The sequence below is a fragment of the Paenirhodobacter populi genome (assembly GCF_004022215.1).
GTDB lineage: Bacteria > Pseudomonadota > Alphaproteobacteria > Rhodobacterales > Rhodobacteraceae > Rhodobacter > Rhodobacter populi.
In genome coordinates this window covers 216,799-226,526 of sequence record NZ_SAUZ01000004.1, presented here as the reverse complement: position 1 = coordinate 226,526, position 9,728 = coordinate 216,799, and the positions used below count along the sequence as shown (strand labels likewise).

General features: G+C 61.1%; 13 protein-coding genes. 5 read left to right on the top strand and 8 right to left on the bottom strand.

The annotated features are described in order from the left end of the window. Positions 1-138: 138 nt before the first annotated feature. Both D2T30_RS05785 and D2T30_RS05780 read right to left on the bottom strand, forming a co-directional pair. Positions 139-489: a hypothetical protein gene (locus D2T30_RS05785; protein WP_128208115.1), complete on the bottom strand. Its 351-nt coding sequence runs from the start codon at positions 487-489 to the stop codon at positions 139-141. Positions 490-659: 170 nt separating this feature from the next. Then, the gene (locus tag D2T30_RS05780; RefSeq protein ID WP_128208114.1) at positions 660-1,643 is read right to left on the bottom strand and encodes a zinc-dependent alcohol dehydrogenase family protein; all 984 of its coding nucleotides are present in this window, start codon (positions 1,641-1,643) and stop codon (positions 660-662) included. Between the two features lie 82 nt (positions 1,644-1,725). On the opposite strand from D2T30_RS05780, the gene D2T30_RS05775 reads away from it, so the two are divergent. The 3 genes from D2T30_RS05775 (at position 1,726) to D2T30_RS05765 (ending at position 3,667) form a co-directional block, all read left to right on the top strand. Continuing rightward, positions 1,726-2,094 (top strand): winged helix-turn-helix transcriptional regulator, encoded by a 369-nt coding sequence (locus D2T30_RS05775; RefSeq protein ID WP_128208113.1) that lies wholly within the window; start codon positions 1,726-1,728, stop codon positions 2,092-2,094. Positions 2,095-2,261: 167 nt separating this feature from the next. Beyond that, positions 2,262-2,834, top strand: a complete 573-nt coding sequence (locus D2T30_RS05770; protein ID WP_128208112.1) for a TetR/AcrR family transcriptional regulator — start codon at positions 2,262-2,264, stop codon at positions 2,832-2,834. Continuing rightward, positions 2,831-3,667 carry a DMT family transporter gene (locus D2T30_RS05765; protein WP_128208111.1) on the top strand — a complete coding sequence of 279 codons (837 nt, stop codon included), beginning with the start codon at positions 2,831-2,833 and terminating at the stop codon, positions 3,665-3,667. The genes D2T30_RS05770 and D2T30_RS05765 overlap by 4 nt, the downstream gene beginning before the upstream one ends. 64 nt (positions 3,668-3,731) lie before the next feature. On the opposite strand, the gene D2T30_RS05760 is transcribed toward D2T30_RS05765, so the two are convergent. Further along, positions 3,732-4,127, bottom strand: coding sequence for a RidA family protein (locus D2T30_RS05760; protein WP_128208110.1), 396 nt, complete (start codon positions 4,125-4,127; stop codon positions 3,732-3,734). A gap of 158 nt (positions 4,128-4,285) precedes the next feature. Then, positions 4,286-5,233 carry a GlxA family transcriptional regulator gene (locus D2T30_RS05755; RefSeq protein WP_206612869.1) on the bottom strand — a complete coding sequence of 316 codons (948 nt, stop codon included), beginning with the start codon at positions 5,231-5,233 and terminating at the stop codon, positions 4,286-4,288. Positions 5,234-5,319: 86 nt separating this feature from the next. Here D2T30_RS05755 and D2T30_RS05750 point away from each other — a divergent pair, with 86 nt between their 5' ends. After that, complete coding sequence (locus D2T30_RS05750; RefSeq protein WP_128208108.1) at positions 5,320-6,012, top strand: DJ-1/PfpI family protein; 693 nt, start codon at positions 5,320-5,322, stop codon at positions 6,010-6,012. A 258-nt stretch (positions 6,013-6,270) separates the two neighbouring features. Here D2T30_RS05750 and D2T30_RS05745 read toward each other — a convergent pair whose 3' ends face one another. Together D2T30_RS05745 and D2T30_RS05740 are read right to left on the bottom strand one after the other, a co-directional pair. Further along, positions 6,271-7,053, bottom strand: coding sequence for an SDR family oxidoreductase (locus D2T30_RS05745; protein ID WP_128208107.1), 783 nt, complete (start codon positions 7,051-7,053; stop codon positions 6,271-6,273). Further along, positions 7,050-7,376 carry a nuclear transport factor 2 family protein gene (locus D2T30_RS05740; protein ID WP_128208106.1) on the bottom strand — a complete coding sequence of 109 codons (327 nt, stop codon included), beginning with the start codon at positions 7,374-7,376 and terminating at the stop codon, positions 7,050-7,052. The genes D2T30_RS05745 and D2T30_RS05740 overlap by 4 nt, the downstream gene beginning before the upstream one ends. A gap of 54 nt (positions 7,377-7,430) precedes the next feature. Between D2T30_RS05740 and D2T30_RS05735 the strand changes: the two genes are divergently transcribed. After that, the gene (locus D2T30_RS05735; RefSeq protein WP_128208105.1) at positions 7,431-7,805 is read left to right on the top strand and encodes a winged helix-turn-helix transcriptional regulator; all 375 of its coding nucleotides are present in this window, start codon (positions 7,431-7,433) and stop codon (positions 7,803-7,805) included. Between the two features lie 295 nt (positions 7,806-8,100). On the opposite strand, the gene bioB is transcribed toward D2T30_RS05735, so the two are convergent. Together bioB and D2T30_RS05725 are read right to left on the bottom strand one after the other, a co-directional pair. After that, a complete protein-coding gene (gene bioB, locus D2T30_RS05730) occupies positions 8,101-9,093 on the bottom strand; it encodes a biotin synthase BioB (RefSeq protein WP_128208104.1) in 993 nt (330 codons plus the stop codon). Continuing rightward, entirely contained in the window at positions 9,093-9,674 is a 582-nt protein-coding gene (locus D2T30_RS05725; RefSeq protein ID WP_380728053.1) for a biotin transporter BioY, read from the bottom strand. The genes bioB and D2T30_RS05725 overlap by 1 nt, the downstream gene beginning before the upstream one ends. Positions 9,675-9,728 lie beyond the last annotated feature (54 nt).

Genomic DNA, 9,728 nt, shown 5'->3' with positions numbered 1-9,728 from the left:
AGGCAGTGAGGGCCTGAAAGAGGGGGTCAAACCGCGTCCTGCAGAAATCCGCCCCGCAGCTGATCATCCACATCCTCCAAACAGTGTGAAAGGGCATCTGCGATGAGTTTCCACACAGCCTAAGCCCGAAGGGGTCGTTCAGGTGCCACGCTGCCAAATTGAAAATACGTGATGGGTTACAAAAAGCCAAATATGAAACAGTATTGCGCAAACGCTCCACACGCCGATTACGAGTGACAATGCAAAGGGTCCGGCAACGTCTTTTTGCTCAAAGACCCACAATGCCCATAGGTACCCGGCAACAAAACCGCCAACCTGGATGACGTTGAAAATCCGGACGCAACTGTGCTTCAGCCCGAGCCACACATCGAAAGCAATGACCAGTCCGCACAACGGCAAGGTCCAGCCTCTAGTGGCGCGCATGAGCATTTCACCCCAATAAATCAGAGGCATGGAAACTGTTTCTGGCAGCAAGGCAATGGGGTCCATGTTTCACTCATCCTGAGAGACAACACTCCTTGATCATCCTGTCACGTTACCCCCCTCGCAGCAATCGGAGGTTTCGTCCCGTTTAGCTGCCGCGGATAGCTCGCTCCCGCCCGGCCATGCTTTCAAGTCGGTAGAATCAGCGCCGCTGGTTTCCCTTCGCATTGGTATTTTCATCCTATGTTCACCACCAGTTTGCCGAAATGTCCTGCATCACGAAGCGCATTATAGGCGGCTTCAGCTTCTGCGAACGGAAAGACCTGATCGACCTGCGGCTTGATGCCGGTTCTCACCAGGGCGGCGAGTGTGGCGACCGGCCCGACATAGATCCCTTGCAGCGTGATCCGCTTTTCCAAAATCGCCCCTGTATCGATATGGCCGTCAAAGCCGGTCAGCACGCCCATGAGAGAAATACGCCCGTCGAACCGGGTGGCCTTGAGCGTCTGGCTGAGCGTCGCGGGGCCTGCGACATCGACCGCAAGGTCAGCGCCGACACCGTCCGTCAGACGGAGCACTTCGTCCTCCCAGGCCGGAGTGTGGCGATAGTTGATCATGCCATCCGCCCCGAGCGCGCGGGCACGCTCAAGCTTTTCGTCGGAGCTGGAGGTGATGATGACACGGGCACCCGCCAGTTTCGCGAGTTGAAGGGCGAAGATCGAGACGCCACCCGTTCCGAGCAGGAGGACCGTTTCACCTGGCTGCAAGGGCCGCCGCTCGAACAGGGCCGAAAACGCGGTCACCCCGGCGCATGGCAAGGTCGCGGCCTCTTCGAAGGTCATCGTATCGGGAATGCGCACGATACTGTTCGAGGGAACGACAATACGTTCCGTCAGGACGCCGTCCATCGTCTGGCCACCAAGACTTGTCGCCTTCTTGGCGGGAGTGATCGGACCTTCCACCCATCCGGGCATGAAGCCGATCACGACGCGATCGCCGACCTTCCAGCCGTCTACACCTTCGCCAACGGCAGATACGATGCCCGCCCCGTCGGAGAGCGGAACAACGTCCTTGAAGTTCCGGGCAATAACCAGGTCCCGGTAGTTCAGCGAAGCGGCGCGCAGATCGACGGCGACCTCGCCTTTTTCCGGTGGACGCACGTCACCCTGAGTGAGTTTGAGGCGAGGGTTTTCGTTTCCGGTCAGAATGTATCGCTGCATGCGGAGTGTCTCCTTTTCAGGGACCCACCATAGGGGTACAAGTCATATCTATGAAGTACACACAAATTACGCATGTAGTATCATGAATGATAGTACCCCCATCAAGCGCACACGCCGGCGGGCTGACAAGACAGGCTGTGCGGTCGAGGCAACCCTGTCGGTCATCGGCGGCATCTGGAAGCCGGTGATCCTGTTTCACCTGCTGGAAGGAAAGCTGCGCTTCAACGCGCTCTGTCGGCTTGTTCCCGCCGCTACCCCGCGCATGATGACACTGCAGTTGCGCGAACTGGAGGCGGATGGGGTCATCAACCGGATCGTCTACCCCGAGGTGCCGCCGAAGGTGGAATATGAACTCACCGCGTCAGGCGTTTCCCTTGCCCCCGTCCTGATAGCGATGCGGGATTGGGGGGAGCGACTTCAAAGGAACGACGAAAGCTGTCAGCCGGATTGAGGCCAAGTCAAACCGCAGCTCAGGGACTTCAAGGGAAGCACATCAGCTTCCTGTGCATCCAGCGCTGGCGTCGCTCAGGCAGGTTTCGAACGCTTGATGAATGACAATCTTGACAGATGCTGCGCAGACCGAAGAGATAGACTGATCTATCTCTTTTGAAGTTTGACATGCCCCGCCCTGACAAACGCCAGCATCTTGTCGATACCGCCTACGCCTGCTTCAAGCGGGAGGGATTCCATGCCATCGGAATTGATCGCATCATATCCGAAGCCGATGTGGCCCGGATGACGCTCTACCGGAACTTCCCGTCAAAGGACGATCTGATCCTGGAAGTCCTCGACCAGAGGGCCGAACGCTTTGATGCGCAACTCGACAGACTGGCCGAGGCGCCAGGACCGGCGCGCATAAAACTGGCTGCGATCTTCGACTGGTATGAGATTTGGGTGAAACGGAAGAATTTCCACGGCTGCATCTTCGCTCATGCTATCGCTGAATACGGCGACGCGGAGAACCCGGTCCACCAGCGCGCGGTCGCGCAAAAGATGCATCACCAGCAGATGATGGCCGCTATCCTTCGGACCGAAGTAGCTGAAAACCGTGCAGATTTCCTTGCATCGGCGCTGCTGATGTTGATTGAGGGGGCAGTTCTGATGGCGCATGCCGGTCAGGGTGCAGCCGCCATGATCACCGCGCGCGCTGCGGCCATGGCGCTTCTGGCGGCCGAAGGCATCACCCCATGACAACAACCGTCATCGCGCTGGCGCTGTTCGCCGCCATTCTCCATGCCACGTGGAACGCATTTCTGAGATCCGGTGCAGACCGGCTCTGGACTATCACGGTGATGAGCCTGTCGATGGTCATCGTCGCGGTGCCCTTTGCCTTTGTGCTGCCCCTGCCACCTGCTGCGGCATGGCCCTGGCTGATCGGCTCGTCGCTGCTTCAGGTTGGCTATTGCTGCTTTCTGGTGCGGGCCTACCGGTATGGCGACCTCGGCCAAGTCTATCCCGTTGTGCGCGGCAGTGTTCCGATTCTGGTTACCCTGGGCGGCTATCTGTTCCTGTCGGAACAGCTTCCGCCTGTCGCGCTATTCGGCATTGGGCTGATCGCGGGCGGGATCATGGCCCTTTCCTTAGGGAAGGGTCGGGCCTCGCTGACATCGCTCGCCTACGCAGTCCTGACAGGCCTCTTCATCGCGGCCTACGCCACAGTGGATGCTCGAGGGGTGAGGATCGCCGGACATGCGGGCAGCTATGCCGTGTGGATCTACATTCTCTACGGCAGCCTGATGGTCCTGACCTTCCTGGCGATGCGCGGCAGCTTGCAGATCGATCCACGTGCACCGGACACTTGGAAAGCGATTGGCGGCGGCATGGTCTCGCTATTGGCCTATGGCGCGGTGTTGGCCGCATTTGCGCTCGGCCCTGCGGGGCCGATCACCGCACTGCGCGAAACCAGTGTGATTTTCGCAGCCCTGATCGGATGGGCGTTTCTTGGGGAACACCTGACCCAGAGGCGCTTGTTTGCATGTGTGGTGGTCGTCGCCGGTGCGATCTGCGTGGGATATGCCCGCTGACAATTCTGTTCCATTGCCGCTGGTCTCTCAGTGCGAAATTTGAAGTGCTTGACGGCTATTCAGATCAGCTCTGGCCAAGGGCCGCAACAACTCTGATTTCGACCACGGCACCTTCCCTGCGCAGACCGGCGACCTCAACTGCGGTCCAGGCAGGGTATGGATCTGATACGTATTCTGAACGGATTGCGCAAAACCTGCCGAAATGCTCCCTCAAGCCGATGTGGTAGGTGGTCATTTCGACCACAGAATCAAATTCCAATCCGGCTTCGCGCAAAACGGCGACAATCTTGTCAAACGCCTGCCGGAACTGATCCTCCAGCACCTCAGGCATGGTACCATCCGCACAGCTTCCGGTCATACCTGTTACAAAGACATGATCGCCGGATATGATCCCCGGGGACAGCTTGAGCCGATCCGCAGTTGTCCGCGCGCGCGCCGGAAAGAGTGCTCTCCGCTCCATGTTGCCCTCGCTCACCTTGATACGTGTCAGAGTGCGTGACTGGTGCAGCACCCGTCAATGACAGTTGCTCGGACGACCAATTGTCCTCAGCACGACTCACACTCTCAGTTTCATGCTTGCGGCTGGTACTGGCGATCACAGTCGCCTGCCGGCGCACTTCATCCGTGAAACCGCATCTGCCAGTCCCGGGGCCCTACCCCTAAGCGACGCAGGAAGACCCTGCGCATCGTCTCCGCTGAACCAAACCCACAGTTGCGCGCAGCGGCTGCGACCGATGTTCCCGACTCCAACAGGCCCTGTGCCCGCTCCAGACGAATAATCTCAACCGCCTCGGCCGGGGTACGGCCGGTGCGCTGCCGATAATGACGGGCAAAGGATCTCAGGCTCATCCCTGCCTGCTCGGCCAGAATGTCGAGGGTCAGCGTGCGCCTCAGGTTTTCCGAGATCCAGGCGTGGAGCTCCGAGAAACGGTCGTCCACCCCCTGAAGCTCCAGTGGTGCACTGAACTGTGACTGCCCGCCCGGCCGCTTCAGGAACACTACGAGCTCACGTGCAACAGCGAGAGCCAGCTTCCGGCCGTGATCCTCTTCGACCATGGCGAGTGCGAGATCGATTCCAGCAGTAACGCCTGCCGATGTCCAGATCGTCCCATCCCGCACGAAGATCGGATCACGTTCCAGCCGAACCTTCGGAAAACGCGCGGCGAACTCGTCGCAACGATGCCAGTGCGTTACGGCCCGTCGTCCATCAAGCAAACCTGCTTCGGCGAGCAGAAAAGCCCCGCTGCAGACCGAAGCCATCCGGCGGACACGGCTGGCACGTTGCTTTGCCCAGTCAATCAGCGCGGGACGTTTGCAGGCGATGCTTACACCGCTGCCACCCGCTACGATTGCGGTGTCCGGAGCGGGCCTGCTGTCGGACAGGAGCTGGCACCCGAGTGTGATCCCGGAATTGCAGGTCACCTCCCCTGCCTCCGCAACCAGCGCAACCTCATAGGGCGCAGGCTTCCCAGCCAACATATTTGCCGAAGCGAATACCTGCGCCGACCCGGTAGCATCAAGCACTTGGGCATCGGGAAAGACAAGAATCTCGATTTGTCGTGACATCGATTTTGGCCGAAACTGAGGGTCGATTGGCATTCATGCCAAACTTTTTCCTGCAATGCTTTCCGGGTCAAGACAGGAGATAAACCATGACATTGCGTTTCGGCATTCTCTGCTTTCCGGGCGTTCAACAGCTCGACCTGACGGGACCCTATGAAGTCTTCGCATCGGCCCGGGACACCGAAGTCAGCCTCGTATGGAAGGACCTCGAACCTTTACGCGCTTCGACCGGGCTTTGGCTGACGCCAGACATGACCTTTGCAGACGCACCGGATTTCGATGTGATTTGCGTGCCGGGCGGTGGCGGCGTGAATGCGCTCCTCACCGACACCGGAACGCTCGACTTTCTGCGCGACAAAGCGCAGCGGGCTCGCTTCGTGACCTCGGTCTGTACTGGCTCTCTGGTTCTCGGGCAGATCGGGGTTTTGGCGGGGCGAAAGGCTGCAACGCACTGGAACGCCATGGATCTTCTTGAGCAGGTTGGCGCAATTCCTACAGAAGGTCGTGTCGTGCGCGATGGCAATGTCATCACCGCAGGAGGCGTTACCTCGGGAATTGACTTTGGCCTGTCCATCATCGCGGAATTGATGGGACAGGATGAGGCAGAGACAGTTCAGCTGTCGCTGGAATACGCACCGGCACCGCCTTTTGACGCCGGTTTGCCGGACCGCGCCCGCCCGAAGATTCTTGAGGAAGCCCGGCAGCGGATGGCCCGGTCGCGGGAGGAGCGGGAAGTCCTGTTCGGTTTCAGAAGCTCAGGTGTGGACTTGCCCGCAGGATGACGCCGGTCCGAACGCCCTGATGCCATGTCAGAACCTCCGCATCGGTCTGCCTATGTGATCTGAAAGGCCCTGCAAAACGTCCCCCAACCCTAGCCGTCACTGGCATAGGCATTGCCCTGCCCTGACACCGGGCGGGCGGCCGAGCCGACTGGCGGCCATGATGGAGGGAACTGCGCCCTGATCGCGCAGAACCGATCATCCCGGTCTGCCCAGTTGATCTGCTCTCCGCTAGCGAAAACCACACCGCTGGAAGCTCTTTCAGACGACGGGAGTTGTCCCGCCGTCGATGGTTATTTCCGTCCCAGTCATCGCGCCAGCGAGCGGCGAAACGAGGAAGGCGATCAGATTGGCGACCTCCTGCGGTCTTGCGGGACGCCCCAGAGGGATACCACCAAGCGCGTTCATCACGATCTGCTTGCCGCCCTCGTAATCCGTGCCGACATCCACCGCGAGGCGTTCGGCAAGCGCGACTGCCGCCTCGGTTTCCACCCATCCGGGGGAGACGCGCAGTACTCGCACCCCATCCGGCGAAACCTGCTTCGACAGGCTCTTGCTATAGGTGGACAGCGCGGCCTTGGCCGCAGCATAGGCGGTGGTCGATTCCGGCAGCGGCAAACGCCCCTGGATCGAGGTGACATGCACGACGACACCAAACCCCTGCTCGACCATGCCGGGCAGCAATGCCCGGTCCAGGCGAACGGCAGGCATCAGATTGAGGCTAAGCTCTTTCATCCATTCTTCATCGTTCAGCATGGCGAAGCCGCCTGGAGGTGCCGATGAACCGCCAACGACATGGACAATCAGATCGATGCCGCCCAGGTGAGTGAGAACGTCATGGGCAACGGTTGCGCAGCCATCGGCAGTGGCAATGTCAGTCGCAACGAAATGAACCCCGGGAACAGCTACGGTCGGTAACCTGCGAGCTGTCGTTGCCACTCGTGCGCCTGCATTTGCCAGTGTTTCAACGACAGCGGCTCCAATACCCCTTGTCCCGCCGGTGACCAGAGCGCGCTTGCCCGCCAGCCCGAAATCGAAGCTCATATTGCGATCTCCAGCCTGGCAATCAGATCGCTTTCAAGGGCGAAAACATAGCGCAGATCGACCGGACTGCCCGGAAAATTGCCCGAGACATGACCCTTAACGACAAAGCAGCCATCTCGCTCGGTCACGGCGAAGGGCTCGACGGTATAGTTGAATTCTTTTGAGGCAGCCGCTTTCCACTGCCGGATCGCCGCTTGCCCGACGTAGGTTTCGCCTTCGTCAAGAACGATGGCAGCATCCGTGAAGCACGCGATCACTGCATCGGCATCGTGCCGGTCGGCAGCAAAATAGTTCGCGATCGGGCCTGGGAGGGTGATCAACATGGGAAGTCTCCTGATCTTGTTGCGACCGGAAACAGATCGTCCTAACCTGAAAAAATGACAAGAACGGACAAAAAAGTAGGGTACTTACCGGCCCGTAAGCCCGGAGAGCATACGCGCGAGAGCGCCGCCGAAGGCGTCGAATCCGCGCTGAAGCTGCTTGAAGGTCGCTGGAAGCTCGTGATCCTGTTTCACCTTTTCGGTGGCAATATCTTACGGTTCTCAGATCTCGAGCGGGCCATACCCGGGGTGTCACAGAAGATGCTGATCCAGCAACTCCGGCAGATGGAGCGTGACGGTATCGTGGTGCGCATCGTGCACCATCAAGTGCCTCCCAAGGTCGAATACGGTCTCACCGACTGGGGTCAGGCCCTTTGCCCCGCTTTGGATGCGCTACTGTCATGGGCTGCCCAACGAGACAATCAGGCATAGTGGCAGGACTGCCTTGGCTTGCGCCATAGAGCGACGATGCTCACCGGCATTCGTATGCAATGAACAGCTTCTGCAAGGCCCGGATCAGCACCATCACACCGGCGGAAAGCTCCTAAGCCCGCGTCCACCAGCTTGCGCCAAAGTAGGTACGATTCATCAGAAGTCCCGCCAGAAGGTGCCCGATAATCTTGCGCCGTGGCCAGATGGCCCGCCGGATGAGCAAAGCAAGGCCCGCCGCCGCGATTTCCGAAGCGCGGCAGCAGGAACAGGTTTGGGTCAGTGTGAGGGGCTACGGTCAGGCCGCCGAGGCGGCGCCTGACCGGACCGGTGCGGCCAGCGCCGCGATCAGTCCGGCATCCTCGCCGATCCCGGCATTGGGGGTGGTCAGCAGCGTGTCGCCGTAGAAAATGGAATTCGCTCCGGCGACAAGGCACAGAATCTGCGCCTCGCGGTTCAGGGCGGCCCGTCCCGCCGACAGCCGCACGGTCGATCCCGGCATCACCAGCCGCGCCGTCGCGACCATGCGCACCAGTTCCAGCGGATCAATCGGAGCGCGCCCCTCCAGCGGCGTTCCGGCCACCGGCACCAGCGCGTTGATCGGCACGCTTTCGGGATGCGGCGTCATCGCCGCCAGCACCTGCAGCATCGAGGCGCGGTCGTGCACCGTCTCGCCCATGCCGATGATACCGCCGCAGCACAGCTCGATCCCGAAGGCGCGCACAGTAGCGAGGGTCTCCAGCCGGTCCTCATAAGTGCGCGTGGTGATGATCTTGCCGTAGAATTCAGGGCTGGTGTCGAGGTTGTGGTTGTAGGCCGTCAGGCCGGCCGCCGCGAGACGCTCGGCCTGATGCGGCTTGAGCATGCCCAGCGTAACGCAGGCCTCCATCCCGAGAGCACGGACGCCCGCGACCATGTCGATCACCGCGTCGAAGTCGCGCCCGTCGCGCACCTGGCGCCAGGCCGCGCCCATGCAGAACCGTTCCGCCCCGGCGGCCCTGGCGGTCGCGGCCATGCCGATCACCTTTTGCGGATCCATCAGCCGGTCGCGGGTCAGGTCGACCTCGCGGTGATGCGCCGATTGCGGGCAATAGGCGCAATTCTCGGGGCAGCCGCCGGTCTTGATCGACAGGAGGCTCGCCTTTTGCAGCCGGTTCGGATCGTGATGCGCGCGATGCGCGGCGTTGGCGCGGCCGACCAGTTCCAGCAGCGGCAACTCGTGCAGCGCGGCGATCTCGTCAACGGTCCAGTCATGGCGCAGGGCCGCGTCGGTGGTGGTATCGAGCGCCATCAGAGCCGCCCCCGCAGGCGGGACAGCAACCCTGGCACCACGCCTGCAACCGCCGCAACCAGCCCGATCTTGACCAGATCGCCGAACAGGAAGGGGGCGACGCCCAGTTCCAGGATCCGGCCCGCAGGCACATACACCGCAAGCCACGCCGCGCCGATCCCGTAGACCGCCGCCAGCCCCGCCAGCATCGCACCGATGCGCCCGAGGGTGGCACGGCCCGCCGCCAGCCAGCCCGTCAACCCCGAGGCAACCAGGTAGCCCGCAAGGTAGCCGCCGGTCGGTCCCGCCAGATAGGTCAGCCCGATCCCGCGCTCGGGCGAGCCGGAAAAGACCGGCAGTCCGGCTGCGCCGGCGGCGAGATAGCCCATGAAGATCGCAACCGCGAGGCGCGGCCCAAGCGCCACCGCAAAGCCCATGACCGCCAGAGTGTGCAGTGTCATCGGCACCGGCCAGAACGGGATCTGCACCTTGGCGGCGAGGGTCATCACCACAACCCCGGCCGCGCAAAGTGCGAGCGGGCGGGCGATCCGTCCGAACCGTGCAGGTCCGGTCAGCGGGCTTGTCGTTGGGGTCACGGGCATCATGGGTGGTCGCCTCCATATTATCTATAATATTACGAATCCATCGCCGCATGA

Coding starts and splice junctions, on each gene's coding strand:
- D2T30_RS05780 (WP_128208114.1), bottom strand. CDS start 1,643: ATGCAGCGATACATTCTGACCGGAAACGAAAACCCTCGCCTCAAACTC.
- D2T30_RS05785 (WP_128208115.1), bottom strand. CDS start 489: ATGGACCCCATTGCCTTGCTGCCAGAAACAGTTTCCATGCCTCTGATT.
- D2T30_RS05755 (WP_206612869.1), bottom strand. CDS start 5,233: ATGTCACGACAAATCGAGATTCTTGTCTTTCCCGATGCCCAAGTGCTT.
- bioB (WP_128208104.1), bottom strand. CDS start 9,093: ATGGCGCTCGATACCACCACCGACGCGGCCCTGCGCCATGACTGGACC.
- D2T30_RS05725 (WP_380728053.1), bottom strand. CDS start 9,674: ATGCCCGTGACCCCAACGACAAGCCCGCTGACCGGACCTGCACGGTTC.
- D2T30_RS05760 (WP_128208110.1), bottom strand. CDS start 4,127: ATGGAGCGGAGAGCACTCTTTCCGGCGCGCGCGCGGACAACTGCGGAT.
- D2T30_RS05765 (WP_128208111.1), top strand. CDS start 2,831: ATGACAACAACCGTCATCGCGCTGGCGCTGTTCGCCGCCATTCTCCAT.
- D2T30_RS05740 (WP_128208106.1), bottom strand. CDS start 7,376: ATGTTGATCACCCTCCCAGGCCCGATCGCGAACTATTTTGCTGCCGAC.
- D2T30_RS05750 (WP_128208108.1), top strand. CDS start 5,320: ATGACATTGCGTTTCGGCATTCTCTGCTTTCCGGGCGTTCAACAGCTC.
- D2T30_RS05775 (WP_128208113.1), top strand. CDS start 1,726: ATGAATGATAGTACCCCCATCAAGCGCACACGCCGGCGGGCTGACAAG.
- D2T30_RS05745 (WP_128208107.1), bottom strand. CDS start 7,053: ATGAGCTTCGATTTCGGGCTGGCGGGCAAGCGCGCTCTGGTCACCGGC.
- D2T30_RS05770 (WP_128208112.1), top strand. CDS start 2,262: ATGCCCCGCCCTGACAAACGCCAGCATCTTGTCGATACCGCCTACGCC.
- D2T30_RS05735 (WP_128208105.1), top strand. CDS start 7,431: ATGACAAGAACGGACAAAAAAGTAGGGTACTTACCGGCCCGTAAGCCC.